At 74.8% G+C, this 20274-nt stretch carries 22 protein-coding genes; 5 read left to right on the plus strand and 17 right to left on the minus strand.

Annotated features, from left to right (window positions below; genetic code table 11):
• Positions 1–146: 146 nt before the first annotated feature.
• Positions 147–698 (plus strand): transcriptional regulator BldD, encoded by a 552-nt coding sequence (bldD, locus tag MY520_RS21605; RefSeq protein WP_091217936.1) that lies wholly within the window; start codon positions 147–149, stop codon positions 696–698.
• Between the two features lie 125 nt (positions 699–823).
• Positions 824–982: a hypothetical protein gene (locus MY520_RS21610; protein ID WP_436694629.1), complete on the plus strand. Its 159-nt coding sequence runs from the start codon at positions 824–826 to the stop codon at positions 980–982.
• 4 nt (positions 983–986) lie between these two features.
• Here MY520_RS21610 and nusB read toward each other — a convergent pair whose 3' ends face one another.
• The 15 genes from nusB to MY520_RS21685 all read right to left on the minus strand — a co-directional run bounded on the left by nusB (position 987) and on the right by MY520_RS21685 (position 15268).
• Entirely contained in the window at positions 987–1394 is a 408-nt protein-coding gene (gene nusB, locus MY520_RS21615; RefSeq protein ID WP_436694630.1) for a transcription antitermination factor NusB, read from the minus strand.
• Positions 1395–1408: 14 nt separating this feature from the next.
• Positions 1409–1969, minus strand: coding sequence for an elongation factor P (gene efp, locus MY520_RS21620; protein ID WP_436694631.1), 561 nt, complete (start codon positions 1967–1969; stop codon positions 1409–1411).
• Positions 1969–3099 carry a M24 family metallopeptidase gene (locus MY520_RS21625; RefSeq protein ID WP_436694632.1) on the minus strand — a complete coding sequence of 377 codons (1131 nt, stop codon included), beginning with the start codon at positions 3097–3099 and terminating at the stop codon, positions 1969–1971. The genes efp and MY520_RS21625 overlap by 1 nt, the downstream gene beginning before the upstream one ends.
• Positions 3100–3335: 236 nt before the next feature.
• Complete coding sequence (gene aroQ, locus MY520_RS21630) at positions 3336–3770, minus strand: type II 3-dehydroquinate dehydratase (protein WP_436694633.1); 435 nt, start codon at positions 3768–3770, stop codon at positions 3336–3338.
• A complete protein-coding gene (gene aroB, locus MY520_RS21635; RefSeq protein ID WP_436694634.1) occupies positions 3767–4813 on the minus strand; it encodes a 3-dehydroquinate synthase in 1047 nt (348 codons plus the stop codon). The genes aroQ and aroB overlap by 4 nt, the downstream gene beginning before the upstream one ends.
• An 83-nt stretch (positions 4814–4896) precedes the next feature.
• Positions 4897–5442 (minus strand): shikimate kinase, encoded by a 546-nt coding sequence (locus tag MY520_RS21640; RefSeq protein WP_436694635.1) that lies wholly within the window; start codon positions 5440–5442, stop codon positions 4897–4899.
• A complete protein-coding gene (aroC, locus tag MY520_RS21645; protein ID WP_436694636.1) occupies positions 5439–6617 on the minus strand; it encodes a chorismate synthase in 1179 nt (392 codons plus the stop codon). The genes MY520_RS21640 and aroC overlap by 4 nt, the downstream gene beginning before the upstream one ends.
• 78 nt (positions 6618–6695) lie before the next feature.
• On the minus strand, positions 6696–7352 hold the full coding sequence (locus MY520_RS21650) for a prepilin peptidase (protein WP_436694637.1): 657 nt from the start codon (positions 7350–7352) through the stop codon (positions 6696–6698).
• 11 nt (positions 7353–7363) lie between these two features.
• Positions 7364–8194, minus strand: a complete 831-nt coding sequence (locus tag MY520_RS21655) for a shikimate dehydrogenase (RefSeq protein ID WP_436694638.1) — start codon at positions 8192–8194, stop codon at positions 7364–7366.
• Positions 8187–9683 (minus strand): endolytic transglycosylase MltG, encoded by a 1497-nt coding sequence (gene mltG, locus MY520_RS21660; protein WP_436694639.1) that lies wholly within the window; start codon positions 9681–9683, stop codon positions 8187–8189. The genes MY520_RS21655 and mltG overlap by 8 nt, the downstream gene beginning before the upstream one ends.
• Positions 9680–10330 (minus strand): Holliday junction resolvase RuvX, encoded by a 651-nt coding sequence (gene ruvX / locus MY520_RS21665; protein ID WP_436694640.1) that lies wholly within the window; start codon positions 10328–10330, stop codon positions 9680–9682. Before ruvX ends, mltG begins: the two co-directional genes overlap by 4 nt.
• 5 nt (positions 10331–10335) lie before the next feature.
• Positions 10336–13020 (minus strand): alanine--tRNA ligase, encoded by a 2685-nt coding sequence (gene alaS, locus MY520_RS21670; protein ID WP_436694641.1) that lies wholly within the window; start codon positions 13018–13020, stop codon positions 10336–10338.
• 54 nt (positions 13021–13074) lie between these two features.
• Positions 13075–13362: a hypothetical protein gene (locus tag MY520_RS21675; RefSeq protein ID WP_436694642.1), complete on the minus strand. Its 288-nt coding sequence runs from the start codon at positions 13360–13362 to the stop codon at positions 13075–13077.
• The gene (locus tag MY520_RS21680; RefSeq protein ID WP_436694643.1) at positions 13362–13787 is read right to left on the minus strand and encodes a DUF948 domain-containing protein; all 426 of its coding nucleotides are present in this window, start codon (positions 13785–13787) and stop codon (positions 13362–13364) included. The genes MY520_RS21675 and MY520_RS21680 overlap by 1 nt, the downstream gene beginning before the upstream one ends.
• 149 nt (positions 13788–13936) lie before the next feature.
• Positions 13937–15268 carry a replication-associated recombination protein A gene (locus tag MY520_RS21685; RefSeq protein ID WP_436694644.1) on the minus strand — a complete coding sequence of 444 codons (1332 nt, stop codon included), beginning with the start codon at positions 15266–15268 and terminating at the stop codon, positions 13937–13939.
• A 34-nt stretch (positions 15269–15302) separates the two neighbouring features.
• Between MY520_RS21685 and MY520_RS21690 the strand changes: the two genes are divergently transcribed.
• Positions 15303–16160, plus strand: coding sequence for an aldo/keto reductase (locus tag MY520_RS21690; RefSeq protein WP_436694645.1), 858 nt, complete (start codon positions 15303–15305; stop codon positions 16158–16160).
• Positions 16161–16493: 333 nt separating this feature from the next.
• Positions 16494–16805, plus strand: a complete 312-nt coding sequence (locus MY520_RS21695; RefSeq protein ID WP_436694646.1) for a DUF559 domain-containing protein — start codon at positions 16494–16496, stop codon at positions 16803–16805.
• A gap of 84 nt (positions 16806–16889) precedes the next feature.
• Here MY520_RS21695 and MY520_RS21700 read toward each other — a convergent pair whose 3' ends face one another.
• A complete protein-coding gene (locus MY520_RS21700; RefSeq protein WP_436694647.1) occupies positions 16890–17981 on the minus strand; it encodes a pyridoxal-phosphate-dependent aminotransferase family protein in 1092 nt (363 codons plus the stop codon).
• 18 nt (positions 17982–17999) lie between these two features.
• On the opposite strand from MY520_RS21700, the gene MY520_RS21705 reads away from it, so the two are divergent.
• Positions 18000–18497, plus strand: a complete 498-nt coding sequence (locus MY520_RS21705) for an ASCH domain-containing protein (RefSeq protein WP_436694648.1) — start codon at positions 18000–18002, stop codon at positions 18495–18497.
• A gap of 1 nt (position 18498) precedes the next feature.
• Here MY520_RS21705 and aspS read toward each other — a convergent pair whose 3' ends face one another.
• Positions 18499–20274 (minus strand): aspartate--tRNA ligase, encoded by a 1776-nt coding sequence (gene aspS / locus MY520_RS21710; RefSeq protein ID WP_436694649.1) that lies wholly within the window; start codon positions 20272–20274, stop codon positions 18499–18501.

Genomic DNA, 20274 nt, shown 5'->3' on the forward strand with positions numbered 1-20274 from the left:
CTCCGGTGTGACCCGCACCGCGCCCCGGAGAGGCGGAGATCGGATCCCGTCACCCGACAGGAGTCTTCTGGTGTCGCACTCTCCGCTCGACCAGTACGCTCCGTGACGACAACTCGACTTCGACGACGGACAGTGAGCAGGAAGCGATGAGCACCGACTACTCACGGGCCCTCGGTGCCCGGCTCCGGGCCATCCGGAACCAGCAGGGTCTCTCCCTCCAGGGTGTGGAGGACAAGTCACACGGCCGGTGGAAGGCCGTCGTCGTCGGCTCCTACGAGCGCGGCGACCGCGCGGTCACCGTGCAGCGGCTGTCCGAGCTGGCGGTCTTCTACGGCGTCCCGGTCTCCGAGCTGCTGCCCGACCCGCGGCCGAGCTCGGCGGTCACGTCGACGACGAAGATCGTGCTGAACCTGGAGTCCCTGGGCTCGCTGCCCGCCGACGAGGCCGGCCCGCTGGCCCGCTACGCCTCGACGATCCAGGCGCAGCGGCACGACTACAACGGCAAGGTCCTCTCGATCCGCGCCGAGGACCTCAAGTCGCTGGCGATCATCTACGACATGAGCCCCGACGAGCTGACCTCCCGGCTCATCGAGTGGGGCGTGCTCTCCCCCGGCATGGAGAGCGTCGTGGGCTTCGGCGGCGACGAGGACGAGGACGAGGTCAACCCCAACTGGGAGCGCCGCCGCACCCCGCGCTGACCCGGAGACGTCGAGGGCCCCTGACCGCACGGCGGTCGGGGGCCCTTCGCACGTCCGGCACAGGAAAGTGTCAGAGGGGCTCCCTAGCGTCGCCCGTGTCGCCGCCGATCCCCGAGGAGCCCCTGATGAGCCTGCCCGACCCGGTCCCCGTCGTCCTCGACGGTGAGCTCGTGCTCGCCGCCCGCCGGCGGGCGGCGCTGCGCCGGGTGCACCGGCAGCGGTCGGCCGCCCGGCTCACCGCGATGCTGGTGGCCGCCGGCCCCGGAGCCGGCCGACCGGGCTGACGCGTCAGCTGGTGGGCAGCTCCGCGTCCAGGATCGCGCCGAGGACGCCGTTGACGTAGGCCGGCGAGTCGTCCGTGGACAGCGCCTTGGCCAGCTCGACCGCCTCGTCGATGACCACGGCGTCGGGCACGTCGTCGGCCCACAGCAGCTCGAAGACCGCCATCCGCAGGATCGCGCGGTCGACGTCGGGCAGCCGCTCCAGCGACCAGCCGGTCGCGTGCCGCTCGATCAGCTCGTCGATACGCGGCCCGTGCTCGACGGCGCCCTCGACCAGCCGGACGGCGTGGTCCGGGATCGGCGGGCTGGCGTCGGCCACCCGCTCGCGCAGCAGCACCAGCGGGTCGGCGCTGCGGACGTCGGCCTCGTAGAGGACGTCGACGGCGCGCTTGCGCGCCTTGGAACGGGCAGCCACGGGGAGCCGGTGCGTCAGTTGGCGCGGCCGAGGTACCGGCCGTCGCGGGTGTCGACCTTGAGCTTGTCGCCGGTGTTGACGAACAGCGGCACCGCGATCTGGGCGCCGGTCTCCAGGGTGGCGGGCTTGGTGCCGCCGGTGGAGCGGTCGCCCTGCAGGCCCGGGTCGGTGTGCTGGACGACCAGTTCCATGGTCACCGGGAGCTCGACGTAGAGCGGGTTGCCGTCATGGACCGCGACGACGACCTCGGTGTTCTCCAGCAGGTAGTCCGCCCCGCCGCCGACGGTCTCGGCCGGCACGTGGATCTGCTCGTAGGTGTCGCCGTCCATGAAGACGTAGTCGGTGCCGTCCTTGTACAGGTACGTCATCGACCGCTTGTCCACGTTGGCGGTCTCGACCTTGGTGCCGGCGTTGAACGTCTTGTCGACCACCTTGCCCGACAGCACGTTCTTCAGCGTGGTGCGGACGAAGGCGCCGCCCTTGCCCGGCTTCACGTGCTGGAACTCGGTGACGGTCCAGAGCTGGCCGTCGAGGTTGAGGACCAGGCCGTTCTTGAGGTCGTTGGTGGTAGCCATCAGAGGACCAGTAGTTCCTTGCTCGTGAGGGTCAACAACTCGGGCTCGTCGTCCGTGACGATCAGGGTGTCCTCGATCCGGACTCCGCCGTGGCCGGGGAGGTACACCCCCGGCTCCACGGTGACGGCCATGCCGGCGGCCAGCGTACCCGCGCCGAGCTGCCCGATGCCCGGCGCCTCGTGGATCTCCAGCCCCACGCCGTGCCCGAGGCCGTGGGTGAAGTGCTCGCCGTGGCCGGCGGCGGCGATGACCTCACGCGCCGCGGAGTCGACCGCGACCACGTCCGCGCCGACGGCGAGGGCGGCCCGGCCGGCGGCCTGCGCGGCCGCGACCAGCTCGTAGACCTCCCGCTGCCAGGCCGCCACGACCCCGCCCGGCCCGCCGAGGACGATGGTGCGGGTCATGTCGGAGTGGTAGCCGTCGACCGTCGCCCCGAAGTCCAGCTTGAGGAGGTCGCCCTCGCGCAGGACGGTCGTGTCCGGCCGGTGGTGCGGGATCGCGGAGTTCGCGCCCGCGGCCACGATCGTCTCGAAGGACGGCGCCTCGGCGCCCATGGCGAGCATCCGGGCGTCGAGCTCCCGGCCCACCTGCAGCTCGGTCCGTCCCGGCCGGAGCGCCCCCTCCGCGGCCAGCTCGGCAAGTGCCGCGTCGGCCACCGCGCACGCCCGGCGCAGCGCGTCCACCTCGTCGGAGTCCTTGATCGCCCGCAGTCCCTCCACCGCGCGGCGGACCGACACCAGCTCGGGCACGGTGCCGCCGGCCGCTGCGTCGGCGAGGACCGACTCCAGGCCGCGCAGCCCGTCGACGGTGACGTCGTGGCTCTCGTACCCGATCCGGCGGGCGGGCGGGCCCCCTGGATGAGAGCGCACCGCCTCGCGGGCGAGCGCGGCCGCGGTGTTCCGGTCGACGAGCAGCTCGACGTCGGGCACCTGGGTGCCGGCCTGGGTGGTGTAGCGGCCGTCGGTGCCGAAGACGTCCGGTCCGTCGGTGCGCAGCAGCAGCGCGCCGTTGGACCCGGTGAAGCCGGTGAGGTATCGGACGTTGAGCAGGTTGGTGACCAGGACGGCGTCCAGCCCGCGTTCGGCCGCGGTCGCCCGCAGCCGCTCCCGCCGCTCGGCGGCCCGGCTCACCGCGCCCCCCGTTCGGCTCCGCGCTCGCTCCGCTCCTCGCTCGCAGAGCTCGCTGCGATGCTCACTCGCTGTCGCCTCACCGCGCCCCCCGTTCGGCTCCGCGCTCGCTCCGCTCCTCGCTCGCAGAGCTCGCTGCGATGCTCACTCGCTGTCGCCTCACCGCGCCCCCCGTTCGGCTCCGCGCTCGCTCCGCTCCTCGCTCGCAGAGCTCGCTGCGATGCTCACTCGCTGTCGCCTCACCGGTGGTCCCGGGCCGCCAGCCAGCGCAGGGCCAGCACGTACCCGTCCACACCCAGCCCCGCGATCACGCCCTGGGCGACGCGGGAGACGTAGGAGAAGTGCCGGAACTCCTCGCGCTTGTGGATGTTGGTGACGTGCACCTCCAGCACCGGCGCACTCGTCGCGGCCAGCGCGTCGTGGAGGACCACCGAGGTGTGCGACCACCCGCCGGGGTTGATGACGATCGGGGAGCCGGCGTCGGTCGCCTCGTACACCCAGCGCAGCAGCTGGCCCTCGTCGTCGGTCTGCCGGACCTGCACCTGCAGACCGAGCTGGGCGCCGGCGGACTCGATCAGCTCGACGAGCTGGGCGTACGTCGTCGTCCCGTACTTCTCCGGCTCCCGCAGCCCCAGCCGGCCGAGGTTGGCACCGTTGAGCACCTGGATCGTCACGCTTCCTCCGATACTGCGGCCCACGCCGCGTCGAGCCAGGCCTGGTCGGGGTCGGTGAGGATGCGCGGCCGGCCGAGCCCGTCGAGGACGACGAACCGCAGCGAGGCGCCGCGGGCCTTCTTGTCCACCCGCATCACCGACTGCAGCCGCGGCCAGTCGCCGGCGTAGCGGGTCGGCAGCCCCATCGCGTCGATCAGCCGCCGGTGCCCGTTGACCTCCGCGCGGGTCAGCAGCCCCGCCTGGCCGGCCAGCTCGGCGGCGAACACCAACCCGACGGCGACCGCCTCGCCGTGCCGCCAGCCGAAGTCCTCCACGCGTTCGATCGCGTGGGCGAGGGTGTGCCCGTAGTTGAGGAACTCGCGCACGCCGGTGTCGAAGAGGTCCGTACCCACCGCGTCGGCCTTGACCTGCACCGCGCGCTCGATGAGCTCGGCGGTGTCCCGGCGGCCGGTGGGGTCGGCGTGGAGCAGGTCGAGGATCGCGCCGTCGGCGATGAAGCCGCACTTGACCACCTCGGCCAGCCCGGCGCGGAACTCCGCCTCCGGCAGCCCGGCGAGGACGTCGGTGTCAGCGAGCACCGCGGCCGGCGGGTGGAACGCGCCCACGAGGTTCTTCCCGGCACCGGTGTTGATCCCGGTCTTGCCGCCGACCGCGGCGTCCACCATGCCCAGCAGGCTGGTCGGCACCTGCACCACCCGCACGCCGCGCACCCAGGTGGCGGCGAGGAAGCCGGCGAGGTCGGTGACCGCACCGCCGCCCACGCCGACGACGGCGTCGGTCCGGGTGAGCCCCAGCCGGCCGAACTCCTCCCAGGCCGCCGCGGCGACCTCGGCGGTCTTGGCCGCCTCCCCGTCGGGGACGACGACCGCCTCGGCGGCGACGCCCGCGGACTGCAGGATCTCGACTGCGGCGCCCGCGCGCGCGGCCAGCGGCGGCGCGTGCACGACGGCGGCGCGGGCCGTCCCGGCCAGCACCAGGCCCAGCTCCACCTGCGCGGCGGGGCCGATGACGACCTCGTAGGGCTTGTCGCCCGCGACGTTCACCCGTCGCCTCATCATCGGTTCGCTCCCGCGGGCCGCTCCGCTCCTCGCTCGTTCCTCGCTGCGAGGCTCGCGCCCCTGTCCGCTCACGGCGTCGCCGCGCGGAGGGCGGTGGCCACGTCGGCGATCACGTCGCCGGGCTCCCGGTTGCCGGTGGGCACGGTGACGGTGGCGACCTCGGCGTACAGCGGAGCCCGCGCGAGGAGCAGGTTGCGCAGCGTGGCCCGCGGGTTCATGCCGAGCACCGGGCGCTCGCGGCCCAGGCCCACCCGCCGGGCGGCGGAGGCCAGGTCCACGTCCAGCCAGACCACGGTGCCGCCGGCCCGGCGGTAGCCGAGCAGCAGCTCCCGCGTGGCCGCGCTGAGCACCGCGCCCCCCCCGAGGGCGAGGACGCCGGCGTGCGTGGCCAGGGCGCGTGCCACCGCCTGCTCCTCCAGGGCGCGGAAGAACGGCTCGCCCCGGTCGACGAACAGGTCGGCGACGGACTGACCGGTGACGTCCTCGATGTCGGCGTCGGTGTCGCGGAACGGGACGCCGAGCAGTTCGGCGATGGCGGTGCCGACGGTCGTCTTGCCCGCCGACGGCGGCCCGACGAGGACCACGCGGGGGCCGACGGGGTTCGCGGACGTCATCGGATGGGGAGGGCGTCGAGGTAGGCCTGCACGTTGCGCCGGGTCTCGGGCACCGAGTCGCCGCCGAACTTCTCCAGCGCCGCGTCGGCCAGGACCAGGGCGACCATCGCCTCCATGACCACCGCGCCGCGGGGCACCGCGCAGGCGTCGCTGCGCTGGTTGATCGCGACCGCCGGCTCGAGCGTCGACGTGTCGACGGTGGCCAGCGCGCGCGGCACGGTGGAGATCGGCTTCATCGCCGCGCGGACCCGCAGCACCTCGCCGTTGGTCATGCCGCCCTCGATGCCGCCGGCGCGGTCGGTGAGCCGCTGGACGCGGCCGTCGGCGAGCACGATCTCGTCGTGGGCGACCGAGCCGCGGCGGCGGGCGGTCTCCAGGCCGTCGCCGACCTCCACCGCCTTGACCGACTGCACGCCCATGAGCGCGCCGGCCAGCCGGGAGTCCAGCCGGCGGTCCCAGTGCACGTGGCTGCCCAGGCCCGGCGGGAGGCCGTGGACGACGACCTCGATGACGCCGCCGAGGGTGTCGCCGTTCTTCCGGGCGTCGTCGACCTCGGCGACCATCAGCTCGCTGGTCGCCGGGTCCGCGCAGCGCACCGGGTCCTCGTCGATCCGGGGGTTGTCCTCCGGGCCGGGGACGATGCCCTCGGGCGTGACGACCGGGCCGATCGCCACGACGTGGCTGACCACCTCGGCCCCGAGCGCCTGGCGCAGGAAGGCGCGGGCGACGGCGCCCAGCGCGACGCGGGCCGCGGTCTCGCGGGCGCTGGCCCGCTCGAGCACCGGACGGGCGTCGTCGAAGCCGTACTTCTGCATGCCGGCGAGGTCGGCGTGGCCGGGCCGGGGGCGGGTCAGCGGCGCGTTGCGCGCCTGCCCGGCGAGCACCTCGGGGTCGACCGGGTCCGCCGACATGACCGTCGTCCACTTGGGCCACTCGGTGTTGCCGATCTGGACGGCGATCGGCCCGCCCTGGGTGACGCCGTGCCGGACCCCGCCGGTCAGCGTGACGACGTCCTCCTCGAAGGACATCCGGGCGCCGCGGCCGTGGCCGAGCCGGCGCCGGGCGAGGTCGACGTCGAGGTCGGAGGTCTGCACCTGCACGCCGGCGGGCAGGCCCTCGAGGATGGCGGTGAGCTGCTGGCCGTGCGACTCACCGGCGGTCAGCCAGCGCAACATGACCCGGATTGTAGGAGGACCCCCCTTCCCCCCTTCCCCCGCAGGCTCGGGCGGGGCCCGGGAGGGTGGCCGTTCCCGTCACCACGTGCCGGCGAGCGCCAGGGCCAGCACGGCGCCGACGAGCAGCGGTGGCCCGAACGGGAGGGCGCTGCGCCAGCCGGCCCGGCCGGTGGCCAGCAGGGCCAGCGAGACCAGTGCCCCGGTGAGCAGGCCGAGGAAGACCCCGGCCAGCAGCGCGCCCCACCCGACCCAGCCGAGCACCAGGCCGAGCAGGCCCAGGAGCTTGACGTCCCCGAAGCCGAGGCCCCGCGGGGAGACCAGGGCGGCCAGTGCGGCCAGCCCGAACGCGGCCGCGGCGGCCAGTCCGGCCCGGAGCAGGGCGGTCCAGGTCCCCAGGACGGCGGCGTCGAGCAGCAGGGCCGCGGCGACGACGCCCGCCGTGGGGTAGGTGACCCGGTCGGGCAGCCGGTGGACGGCGAGGTCCACCCCGGCCAGCACCACCCCGGCCGCGGCGGCCCAGAGCAACCCGAGCGTGGCGGGCCGCAGCCCGGCGAGCTGCAGCACGCCGGCCAGGGCGGCGGCGAGCACGGCGCCGGTGACCGCGGTCCGGAGCGGGCTCGCCGTCGCCGCGTCGTCCCGCGTCGCCAGGCGCACGGTCAGCCGGGCCAGCCAGGGGCCCAGCGCGAGCGCCGCGAGGACGGAGGCGGCGACCGCGGCCGGCGGCAGGTCCGCCACGCCGGCGGCGGTCAGCGGGCGTCCAGCGCCGCGCGCATCTCCGCGATCGGCGCCGGCTGCCCGGTCATCAGCTCGACCTGGACCGTGGCCTGCCAGAAGAGCACCTCGAGCCCGCCGACCACCGCGCCGCCCGCGTCGGCGACCGCCGTCGCCAGCGGGGTCGGCCACGGGTCGTAGAGCACGTCGAGGACGGTCTGTCCGGCCCGCCAGGGCAGCGCGGCCACGACCGGCTGCCCTCCGACGGGGACGGTGCTGACCACGACCGACGCGTCGACGACCGCCTGCTCCAGCGACACGACCGTCGTCGGCACGGTGAGGGTGTCGAGCACCCGCAGCAGGTCCCCGGCGCGGATCGGTTCCCGGACGACGACGTCGACGTGCTCGGCGCCCAGGGAGGCCAGCGCGACGGCCGCGGCCGCCGCCGTGCCCCCGGCGCCGAGGATCGCGGCCCGCTCGACCTGCTCGACGCCGGCCAGCTGCAGTGCCATGCCGATCCCGGTGACGTCGGTGTTCTCCGCCCGCCAGCCGGCGTCCGTGCGCACCAGCGTGTTGGCCGCGTGCAGCAGCCGCGGCAGCGGCTCGACGACGTCGGCGACGTCGGCCGCCGCCTGCTTGCACGGCATGGTGACCGAGAAGCCGCGCCACTCCTCGCCGAGCCCCGCGAGCAGGGTCGGGAGGTCCTCGGCGCCGATGTCCAGGGCGTCGTAGGTCCACTCGGTCAGGCCGAGCGCGGCGTAGGCGGCCCGGTGCAGCAACGGGGACAGCGAGTGCCCCACCGGGCGGCCGAGCACGGCCGCCCGCCGGGTGCCGACGGCCGTGCCCGGAGTCCTCCGGTCAGCCACCGCAGCCGAGGCCGGCGGCGGCACACCGCTCGCGCGCCGCCATGAACTCCGCGTAGTCGGCGGTGAAGAAGTGCTTCCCGTCCTCGGACTCCAGCACGTAGTACAGGAGGTTCCCGGCCGACGGCGAGAGCGCCGCCTCCAGGCTGGCCTCGCCGGGCGAGCTGATCGGCGTGGGCGGCAGCGCGGCCCGGGTGCGCGTGTTGTACGGGCTGTCGGTCTGCAGGTCGGTGACGGTGAGGTCGTTGCCGTTCTTGCCCAGGCCGTAGGCGAGGGTGGCGTCGATGCCGAGCGGGATGCCCTGGCCCAGCCGGTTGTAGACGACCTGCGCGACGTCCACCCGCTCCTCGTCCAGCCGGGTCTCCGACTGGATCATCGAGGCGACGGTGACGATGTCGAAGACCGACCGCCCGGCCGCCGCGGCCCGCTGCTCGAGCTGGATGGTGGCGGCGGTCTCGGTGAACCGGCCGACCATCGCGCGGAGCATGTCGGTCGGGGTGTCGTCGGGCTGGAAGTCGTACGTGGCCGGGAAGAGGAAGCCCTCGAGCTGGCCGTTGGCGTAGGCGGGCAGGCCGAGCGCGGCGTGGTCGCCCGCGGCGGCCTGCAGCTCCTCGACCGGGGTCTGGGTGCCCTCCGACAGCCGCTGCAGGATCTGCTGCACCGTGAAGCCCTCGGGGACGGTGACCCGCGAGAAGAGCCGTGTGGCCGGGTCGAGCAGCAGGTCGAGGGCGGCCTGGCCGCTCATCTCCGACCGCATCGCGTAGACGCCGGGCTGGATGCCGCGCGCCGCCGGCTCGGTCTCCGCGGCGTCGACGAACGGGCCCACCGAGGCGATGACGCCGGCGTCGACGAGGCTGCGCGCGATGTCGCTGAGGGTGTCGCCCACCGCGATGCGGACCTCGACGCTGCCCGAGCCCTGGCCGGCGAAGTCCTGGCTCGGCGGGTTGACCAGGTCGATGAGCGCCTTGCCGCCGAAGACGATGCCGGCCACCAGGCCGACGAGGACGACGAGGGAGAGGACGACGGCCAGCGGGCTGCGCCGGCGGCCGGACCGGCGGCCCCCGCCGCCCTCGCCGTCGTGACCGTCGTCGCCGTGGCCGCGGCGGAACCGGCGGTGGTCGTCGGCGCCGGAGGCCCCCAGGACCTCCAGGCCGCCGGTGGACTCGTGCTCGTCGTCCCAGCCGTGCGGGTCGGGGTGGGCGGTGCCGTGGTCGTCGTCCGGGTGGAGGCGGGGCCCGGCGGTGAGCGGCTGGGCCACGGTCGCGTCGTCGTCACGACCGACGTCGGTGCGGCGCTGCATCCGGGACCAGGCACCGGGCGGCCGCGGGGGGAGGTCGGGCAGCGGGGCCGACGGGTGGGCCGCGCGCTCCTGGCCGTCGGTCCAGCGCGGCGGGACGGGGCGGGCGCTGCCGTTGCCCGGCAGCGGGCCGGTGGTGCGGTCCTCGGGCGACGCGTGCCGGCCCCGCCGCGCGGACGGGGCCGGATCGCTCACGACCGCTCCCGCTGGGCGTCCAGATAGGCCTGGAGGATGACCACGGCGGCCGCCTGGTCGATCACCGAGCGCTGCTGACGGCTGTCCAGACCGTTCGCCCGGAGGGAACTGGCTGCGGTCACGGTGGAGAGCCTTTCGTCGACGAGGTGCACGGGCACGCTGCCGATGCGCCCGGCGAGTGCCCGAGAGTAGGCACGCGCCTCCTTCGCCGACGCGCCCGACGCACCCGAGAGGTGCCTCGGCTCCCCCACGATCACCTCTGTCACCTCGTGTTCCACCACGAGGTCGGCGATCCGGTCGAGGTCGGACTCGTTCCGTGCCCGCTGCACCGTCTCCAGCGGGGTGGCCAGCGTGCCGCTCGGGTCGGAGATCGCCACCCCCACCCGGACCGTGCCGACGTCGATGCCGAGCCGGCGACCCTGCCGCTGGCGCCGCGGCGGGATGGGCAACCCGCCGGGGAGGCCGCCGGACAGGTCGATCTGCGAGGTCTCGTGCCGGACCGGCGGGAACCCGGCGGACAGGTCGATCTCTGTGGTCTCGTGCCGCACCGGCGGCGGAGTGGGGCGGGGCCGGGCCGGGGGCACCGCCGGGCGGCGCACCCGGCGCTCCCCCACCGGACCGGTCTCGTCGGGGCGCTGCTCGGGCACCTCGCTCACCTCCCTGTGGCGGTCGCGACCGCCTGTTCGCCGGCCTGGAGGGCCGCGGGGATGCCGGCGGGGTCGGTCCCGCCTCCCTGGGCCACGTCTGTCTTGCCGCCGCCGCGGCCGCCGACCGGTGCCGCCGCCGCGCGCAGCACGTCGTTGGCCGACAGCCCACGCTCCTGGGCGGCCGGGTTGAGGGCCGCGACGACAGCCACCTTGCCCTCCGACTCCGACGCGAGCAAGACGACCGCCGGACGGTCGGCCGGGAGCCGGCCGCGCACGTCGAGGGCCAGCGTGCGCAGATCCCCGCCGCCCAGGCCGCCCGGCGAGCCGGTGACCACGGCGACCCCGCCGACGTCCCGGGCTCCGGCGGCCAGCTCGCCGGCCGCCGCGAGGGTCTGCTGGGCGCGCAGCTCGGCGAGTTCCTTGTCGACGTCCCGCAGCCGGGCGAGCATGCCGCTCACCCGCTCGGCGATGCCGTCGGTCGGGGTCTTGAGCAGGTCGGCCAGCTGGCGGACGAGGTCCCGCTCGCGGGCCAGGTACCGGAACCCGTCCAGCCCGACGACCGCCTCGACCCGGCGGGAGCCGGAGCCGACCGAGGACTCGCCGGTCAGCGCGAGGGTGCCGATCTGGGCGCTGCCCTGCACGTGGGTGCCGCCGCAGAGCTCGCGCGACCACGGGCCGCCGATCTCCACGACGCGCACCTGCTCGCCGTAGGTCTCGCCGAACAGCGCCAGGGCGCCGAAGGCCCGCGCCTCGGGCAGGGTCATGTAGCTGGCGGTGACCCGGTGGTCGGCGCGGACGGCGGCGTTGGCGACGTCCTCGATGTCGTGCCGCTGCTGGGCGGTGAGCGCACCCTGCCAGGCGAAGTCCAGCCGCAGGTAGCCGGGCCGGTTGTAGGACCCCGACTGGAGCGCCTGCGGGCCGAGCACCTGGCGCAGCGCCGCGTGCACCACGTGGGTGCCCGAGTGCGCCTGGCAGGCCGACAGCCGCCACTCGCGGTCCACCTCGGCGACCAGCTCGGCGCCCTCGCGCAGCTCGCCCTCGAGCACCCGCACCTGGTGGGCGACCAGGCCCTTGACCGGGCGCTGGACGTCGAGCACCTCGGCCCGCCCGCCGTCCCAGGTCAGGACGCCGGCGTCGGCCACCTGGCCGCCGGACTCGGCGTAGAACGGCGTCCGGTCGAGGACCACGCGGGTGATCTCGCCCGGGCCGGCGGTGGCGCTCGCCCCCTCCTCGTCGGCGAGGTCGGAGACGACGCCGAGCACGCGCGACTCGGTCCGCAGCGTGTCGTAGGCCCGCCAGTCGGTGGGGCCGTGGTCGGCCAGCAGCCGGCGGTAGGCCAGGACGTCGACCGAGCCGGTCTTCTTGGCCCGGGCGTCGGCGCGGGCCCGGTCGCGCTGCTGCTGCATGAGCGCGCGGAACCCGTCCTCGTCGACGGCGACGCCCTGCTCGGCGGCCATCTCGAGGGTGACGTCGATCGGGAATCCGTAGGTGTCGTGCAGCGAGAACGCCTGGTCGCCGGACAGCCGCGGCCGGTCGCTCTTCTTCGCCTCCCGCACCGCGGTGTCGAACAGCGTCGTCCCGGCCGTGAGGGTGCGGCGGAAGGCCTCCTCCTCCGCGTAGGCAACCGCGGAGATCCGGCCGAAGTCGGTTGCCAGCTCGGGGTAGCTGGGGCTCATCGCGTCGCGGGAGACCGGCAGCAGCTCGGGCAGCGTGGCCTCGTCGACGCCGAGCCGCTTCATGGAGCTGATCGCGCGGCGCAGCAGCCGGCGCAGGATGTAGCCGCGGCCCTCGTTGCCGGGGGTGACGCCGTCCCCGATGAGCATCAGCCCGCTGCGCACGTGGTCGGCGACGACGCGCAACTGCACGTCGGCGTCGTGATCGCGGCCGTACGTGACGCCGGCGAGCTCCGCGCCGCGGCGCAGCACCGGTGAGACCTCGTCGATCTCGTAGAGGTTGTTCACCCCCTGGAGCAGGTAGGCGACCCGCTCCAGGCCCATCCCGGTGTCGATGTTCTGCTTGGGCAGGTCACCGACGATGCGGAACTCCTCCTTGCTCCGCACGTCGTCGAGTTCGTACTGCATGAACACGAGGTTCCAGATCTCGAGGAAGCGGTCCTCGTCCACGACCGGACCGCCGTCGCGGCCGTGCTCCGGACCGCGGTCGTAGTAGATCTCGCTGCACGGCCCGCCCGGCCCGGGCTGGCCGGTGTGCCAGTAGTTGTCCTTGTAGCCGCGGCGCTGGATGCGCTCGTCGGGCAGCCCGGCGATCCGCCGCCAGGCGTCGGCGGCCTCGTCGTCCTCGTGGAAGACGGTGACCCAGATCTTCTCCGGGTCGAAGCCCAGCCCGCCGCCGTCCACCGACCCGGTGACCAGCTCCCAGGCGTACTGGATCGCGCCTTCCTTGAAGTAGTCGCCGAAGGAGAAGTTGCCGTTCATCTGGAAGAACGTGCCGTGGCGGGTGGTCTTGCCCACCTCCTCGATGTCGAGGGTGCGCACGCACTTCTGCACGCTGGTCGCCCGCGGGTAGGGCGCGGGCTCGCGGCCGGTGAGGTACGGGATGAACGGCACCATGCCGGCGACCGTGAACAGCAGCGACGGGTCGGGCGAGACCAGCGAGGCGCTGGGCACGACGGTGTGGCCGCGGGTGGAGAAGTGCTCCAGGAAGCGGCGGCGGATCTCGGCGGTCTGCATGGTCCTACTCGGGAGTCGAGGTGCGGGCGGCGGCGCCCGCGGGCGGTGAGGTGGTCAGTGGTCGGCGGCGTGCGCCCCACGACGGGCCGGCAACTGGATCTGGTCCCCCGTGGGCAGCGGGGCGTCCAGGCCGGTGCCGGCGCGGAGCTCCTGCTCCCGCTCGGCGGCGGCCGCGCGGACGTCGGCGCCGAACTCCCCGATCGCGTCGGCGAGGTCGCGCAGCCCCTCGACGAGGGCGCCGGCGATCCCCTGCGGCGTGAGCTTCTCGGCGGCCCGGGACACCTTGCGGACGACGAGCGCGCCGATGGTGATGCCCATGGCGAGCCAGAACAGCCGGCGCATCAGGCGGCCCGCCGGGCGGCCCGGCGCTCGCGCCGCGCGGCCTTGTCACGAGCGGCGGCGTCGGCGATCGCCTGGCCCTCTCGCTTCTTCTTCGCGGCGCTGCGGACGCCGTAGCTGAAGGCGGCGGCCTTGATCAGCGGGCTGCCCAGGGTGGCGGCGACGACGCTGCTCAGCGCGGCGACGTTGCTCGACACGTTGGCCGCGTTGCCGGTGATGTCGTCGACCCGCTCGAGGTTGCTGTTGACGTGGGCGACCGTCGTCGAGGCCTGGCTGAGGATGGGGGCGCTCTGCTCCCGGGCCTGGCGGATGGTGAGGGTCGCCTCGTCGAGGGTGCGCCCCAGCTTGAGGATCGGGACGGCCAGCAGCACCACCAGCAGCACCAGGGCCAGGGCTGCGATCAAGCCGGCCCACTCTCCTGCGGACACGCGGTCTCCTGTTCCTCGGCGACTGATTCCTCGTCGTCTGCGGCGGTTCGGCCGGCGGTGCGTCCCGCCCCGGACCTGCCGGCGGGCGTCGGCCCGGCGTGGTCACAGTAGTCGCGGGCCCGGGCGCCCGTCCGTGCCCCGCCGGGCGGTCAGCGGCCGCGGCGCACGATCGCGCGGAGCTTGGCCAGGCGGGCCGCGATCGGCCCCTCGGCGCCCCGGCTCGTGGGGCGGTAGTAGTCCCGGCCGACGAGCGCGTCGGGCGGGTACTGCTGCGGCACGATCCCGTCGGGCGCGTCGTGCGGGTAGCGGTAGGTGGAGCCGTGGCCGAGTTTCTTGGCGCCCGCGTAGTGGGCGTCGCGGAGGCCCGGGGGGACCGGGCCGGCCAGGCCGGCGCGCACGTCGGCGACCGACTCGCCGATGCCCACGGTGATCGCGTTCGACTTAGGCGCCGTGGCCAGGTGGACGACGGCGTGCGCCAGCGGGAAGTGCCCCTCCGGCATGCCGATGAAGGCGACCGCGTCCGCGGCGGCGACCGCGGTGAGCAGCGCGGTCGGGTCGGCCATGCCGATGTCCTCGCTGGCGGAGATGACCAGCCGCCGGGCGATGAAGCGGGGGTCCTCCCCCGCCTCCACCATGCGGGCCAGGTAGTGCAGCGCGGCGTCGACGTCGCTGCCGCGGATCGACTTGATCAGCGCGCTGGCGACGTCGTAGTGCATGTCGCCCTGCCGGTCGTAGCGGACCGCCGCCTGGGCCACCGCCGTCTCCAGCGTGGCCAGGTCCAGCACGTCGGTGCCCGCGGCCTTCGCCGCGCCCGCGCCCGACTCCAGCGCGGTGAGCGCCTTGCGGGCGTCGCCGCCGGCCACCCGGAGCAGGTGCTCCTCGGCCTCCTCGGTGAGCGTGACGGCCCCGTCGAGCCCGCGGTCGCTGGTCAGCGCCCGACGCAGCACCGCGCGGACGTCGTCGTCGGAGAGCGGCTGAAGGGCCAGCACGAGGCTGCGCGACAGCAGCGGGCTGACCACGGAGAAGAAGGGGTTCTCGGTGGTGGCCGCGATCAGGCTGACGATCCGGTCCTCGACGGCGGACAGCAGCGAGTCCTGCTGGGTCTTGGAGAAGCGGTGGACCTCGTCGATGAACAGGACGGTGCGCCGTCCGGCGTAGGTGAGCTCGCGCTTGGCGCTCTGGATGACCGCGCGGACCTCCTTGACCCCGGAGTCGAGCGCCGACAGCTGGACGAACTGCCGCTTGGTGGCCAGGGAGATGACGTGCGCCAGGGTCGTCTTGCCGGTGCCCGGCGGCCCGTAGAGGACCAGCGACATCGGCTCGTCGCCCTCCACCAGCCGGCGCAGCGGGGCGCGCGGACCCAGCAGGTGCTGCTGGCCGACCACCTCGTCGAGCGCGCGCGGCCGCATCCGGACGGCCAGCGGGGCGCCCGGGTCGACCGCCGGGGTCTCCTCCGGCGCCGGGTCGAACAGCGAACTCACGGTTGCGACGCTACCCGCGGGGCACGACAGCCCCGTGCAGAAGCGACACATCGGGGACCGGACCGTCAGCGCCATCGGGCTCGGCGCGATGCCCCTGTCCACCAAGAGCGACCGGCCGTCGCCGGCCGACGCGGAGGCGGTCGTGCACGCCGCGCTCGACGCCGGCGTGACCCTCATCGACACCGCCGACGCCTACTCCCACGACGAGGCGGAGTTCGGCCACAACGAGTCGGTCGTGGCCGCGGCGCTCGCCTCGTACGGGTCCGGCGCGGCCGACGTGCTGGTGGCGACCAAGGGCGGGCACACCCGGCGCGGCTCGGACTGGGGGCTCGACGGGACGCCGGCCTACCTGCGTCGCGCCTGCGAGGCGTCGCTGCGCCGGCTCGGCGTCGAGGCGATCGGGCTGTACCAGCTGCACCGGCCCGACCCGGACACGCCCTGGGAGGAGTCGATGGGGGCCCTGCGGTCGCTGGCCGACGACGGGCTGGTGCAGATGGTGGGCATCTCCAACGCCGACGTCGCGCAGATCGACGTCGCCCGGTCGATCGTGGGTCCGGCGCTGGTGAGCGTGCAGAACCAGTTCTCGCCCGGCTGGCGGTTCTCCGCCGACGAGGTGAGCCACTGCGCCGCGCACGGGCTGGCGTTCCTGCCGTGGAGCCCCTTCGGCGGGGTGTCGGCGGCGGGGTCGCTGGACGCGACCGCGCCGGCGTTCAGCGCGGTCGCCGAGGAGCTGGGCGTGTCGGTCTACCAGGTGACGCTGGCCTGGCACCTGGCGCAGTCGGACGCGGTCATCCCGATCCCGGGGGCGTCGCGGCCGGCGTCCATCGTCGACTCCGCGGCCGCGGCACACCTGCAGCTGAGCCCCGACCAGCTCGTCCGCCTCAACGCCTGACCCCTCCCGCAGTTGATCTCGTCGGGTGGCGGTCGCCTGCGGCGCGTCGGGCCCCCACCCGACGATGATCAACTCGGCTGCCGGCGCGTCCACAGGCCCGGCGCTCCTCCACAGATCCCGCCGGGACGCGGCCACCTGAGCCACGACCTCCACGTCCGGCTGGACGGCACGAGCGGCTGGCGCTCCTGAGCACCGCCCTGCCGCCGGACGCCGCCTCACCCCGGACGGGCTCGACCGCCGGCTGGCCCGGGCGCGTCGCGCCGCGGGGTGGTGCGGGCGCGGGAGTGCGCACCGCTGCTGTCTGCCCTGGCGATGTCCCGCCCGGAGAGCCTGATGCGGTACTGGCTGGTGCGCAGCGACCTCCCCGAGCCGCAGCCACAGGTGCCCGTGCGCGACCGGTGGGGCCGGGTCGTCGCGCACGGGGACCTCGGCTACGAAGCGTGGAAGGTCGTGCTGGAGTACGAGGGGCGGCAGCACGCCGAGGCCGGGCAGTTCGGCCGGGACATCGACCGCTACTCGCTCATGGCCGCCGACGGCTGGCTGGTGCTCCGCTTCGCCGCCCGGCACGTCGGCGGACCGCGGCTCGTCGTCGACCGCACGCGCCGGGCGTTGACGACCCGCGGATGGCGCCCCTCCCCCCGTTGATCATCGTCGGGGAGCTGTCCGGCGCGCCGAGGGCAGCCGCCGGACGGCGATGATCAACCGGGGGAAACAAATCACGCGGGGGGCTCAGCGGCCCAGCACCTCGCGCAGCGCCGCCAGCACGAGAGCGACCGTGTCCGGCCGGGCGTTGTGACCCATCAGGCCGATCCGCCAGACGGTGGCCGCGTACGCCCCGACGCCGCCGCCGATCTCGAGGTCGTAGCGCTCGAGCAGCTCCTTGCGCACCGCGGCGGAGTCGACGCCGTCGGGCACGCGGACCGTGGTCAGCTCCGGCAGCCGGTACCCCTCGGCGGCGAACAGCTCCAGCCCGAGCTCCTGCAGCCCGTCGTGCAGCAGCCGGCCGGCCTCGGCGTGCCGGGCGTGCACCGCGTCCAGCCCCTCCTCGAGCACCCGGCCCAGGCCCGCGTGCAGCGACACGACCATCCCGGTCGGCGCGGTGTGGTGGTAGGTGCGGCCACCGGAGCCGGCCGCCTCGCCGGCGTACCCGCCGAGCATGCCGAGGTCCAGGTACCAGCTCTGCGGCTTCTCGATCCGCCGCTCCCAGGCCCGCTCGTTGATCGTGAACGGCGCCAGTCCCGGGGCCACGCCCAGGCACTTCTGCGAGCCCGAGTAGGCGAGGTCGACGCCCCAGTCGTCCAGGCGCACCGGGATGCCGCCCAGCGACGTGACACAGTCCGCGAGCAGCAGCGCCTCCCCCTTGCCGGCGGCCAGCGGCTCGAGGTCCGAGCGGACGCCGGTCGAGGTCTCGGCGTGGACGGCGGCGATCAGCTTCGGCGAGGGGTGCGCGGCCAGCACCCGCTCGGCGTCGACCGGCTGTCCCCACTCGTGGTCCACGCGGACCACCTCCGCGCCGCAGCGCGAGGCGACGTCGACCATGCGCTCGCCGAACAGCCCGTTGACGGCGACCACCACGACGTCCCCGCGGCCGACCGTGTTGACGAAGGACGCCTCCATCCCCGCCGACCCGGTCGCCGACAGCGGCAGGGTGCGCCGGTTCGTCGTCCCGAACACCTGGCGGAGCCGGTCGGAGGTCTCGTCGAGGATCCCCAGGAAGACGGGGTCGAGGTGGCCCAGCAGCGGCTGGGTGAGGGCGACGGTCGCCTCCGGGTAGGGGTTGGAGGGGCCGGGTCCGAGCAGGGTGCGGGCACGCAGCGGCATGTCCAGCAAACTACCGGCGTGACTCCCGACCAGCCGGGCGACCTCGATCGCGACGCGGCGTCCGCGCTGTGGCGGGACTACGTCGCCACGCTCCCCGCCCCGCCGCTGGAGGAGCCCACCGTCGAGCGGTTCGGTGACGGCGTCGCGCTGGCCGACGAGCTGCTCGCGCTGGTCCTCGCCGGCACCAAGCGGGCGACGGCCGGGCTGGTCGCCGACTTCGCCGCCGACGGCGAACCGCTGCCCCGGATCGGTGGGCACTGGGTCGTCTGCGACGGCGCCGGCGTCCCCCGCTGCGTGCTGCGCAGCGTCGAGCTGCGGATCGGCCCCCTGGCCAGCGTCGACGACACCTTCGCCTGGGACGAGGGCGAGGGCGACCGCACCCGCGCCGGCTGGCTGGCCGGGCACGAACGCTACTTCCGCCGCACCCTGGCCGCCCGGGGCCGCGAGTGGTCCGACGACCTCGAGGTGGTCTTCGAGCGCTTCCGCGTCGTCTGGCCCCCCGAGGTCGCCGAGTGACTCAGTGCGCCGGGTTGGTCGGCCCCGGGGCGCCCGGCTCGCCGGGCAGCGCCGGCTCCTCCGGCTGGACGTCGATGCCCGCCTCCTTGCGCTGGGCGTCGGAGATCGGCGTCGGCGCGCCGGTGAGCGGGTCGAACCCGGCGCCCGTCTTCGGGAAGGCGATGACCTCGCGGATCGACTCCACCCCGGCCAGCAGCGCCGTCAGCCGGTCCCAGCCGAGCGCGGCGCCGGCGTGCGGGGGCGGGCCGTAGGCGAACGCCTCGAGGAAGAAGCCGAACCGCTCGCGGGCCTCCTCGCGCGACATCCCGAGGGTCTCGAACACCCGCTCCTGCAGGTCGGCGTCGTGGATGCGGACCGAGCCGCTGGCGAGCTCGTTGCCGTTGACCACCAGGTCGTAGGCGTCGGACAGCGCGCCGGCCTTGTCCTCGGCGAACCGTTCCCGCCACTCGGGGGTCGGCGAGGTGAACGGGTGGTGCATGAACGTCCAGTCGCCGTCCTCGGTCTCCTCGAACATCGGGAAGTCGACGACGAACAGGAACGACCAGCTGCCCGGCTCGATCAGCTCCAGCCGCTTGGCGATCTCGTTGCGGGCCGCCCCCAGCAGCTCCTGCGACGAGCGCCGTTGGCCGGCGGCGAAGAACACGCAGTCCCCGGGCCGGGCGCCCACGGCCGCGAGCAGGCCGGCGCGCTCCTCCTCGGAGATGTTCTTCGCGACCGGCCCGCCCAGCGTCCCGTCCTCGGCGATCGTCACGTAGGCCAGGCCCCGCGCCCCGCGCGACTTCGCCCAGTCCTGCCAGGCGTCGAACGCCCGCCGCGGCTGCGACCCGCCCCCGGGCATGACCACGGCGCCCACGTAGGGCGCCTGGAACACCCGGAACGGCGTGTCGGCGAAGTAGGACGTCAGCTCGGTCAGCTCGATGCCAAACCGCAGGTCCGGCTTGTCCGAGCCGAAGCGGTCCATCGCCTCGCGGTAGCTCATCCGCGGGATCTCCGGCAGCTCGTAGGCCGCCAGCTCCCGCCACAGTGCGCGGACGACGTCCTCGACGACGGCCAGGACGTCGTCGCGCTCGACGAAGCTCATCTCGAAGTCGAGCTGGGTGAACTCCGGCTGCCGGTCGGCGCGGAAGTCCTCGTCCCGGAAGCAGCGGGCGATCTGGTAGTAGCGCTCCAGGCCGCCGATCATCAGCAGCTGCTTGAACAGCTGCGGCGACTGCGGCAGCGCGTACCACTTGCCCGGCTGCAGCCGGACGGGGACGACGAAGTCCCGCGCCCCCTCGGGCGTGGAGCGGGTGAGGTTCGGCGTCTCGACCTCGACGAACCCGTGCCGCGCCATCACCCCGCGGGCGATCCGGCTGATCTCGCTGCGCAGCCGGATGGTGCGGGCCGGGCCCTGCCGGCGCAGGTCCAGGTACCGGTACCGGTAGCGGACGTCGTCGGACGCGGCCTGGTCGGTCTCGATCGGGAACGGCAGGGGCGCGGCGGTGGACAGGACCCGCAGGGCCGAGGTCGCCACCTCGATCTCCCCGGTCGGCAGCTCGGGGTTCTCGTTGCCCTCCGGGCGGCGGCGCACCTCCCCGGTGACCAGCACGCAGAACTCGTTGCGCAGGTGGTGTGCCTCCTCCTCGCGGACGACGACCTGGACGTAGCCCGAGGCGTCGCGCAGGTCGAGGAAGACGACCCCGCCGTGGTCGCGGCGGCGGGCCACCCAGCCGGCGAGGGTGACCGTGGAACCGGCGTCGGTCGCGCGCAGCGTGCCGGCGTCGTGGGTGCGGAGCAC

The organism is Geodermatophilus sp. CPCC 205506, assembly GCF_051383635.1.
In the GTDB taxonomy this organism is placed as follows: Bacteria; Actinomycetota; Actinomycetes; order Mycobacteriales; family Geodermatophilaceae; genus Geodermatophilus.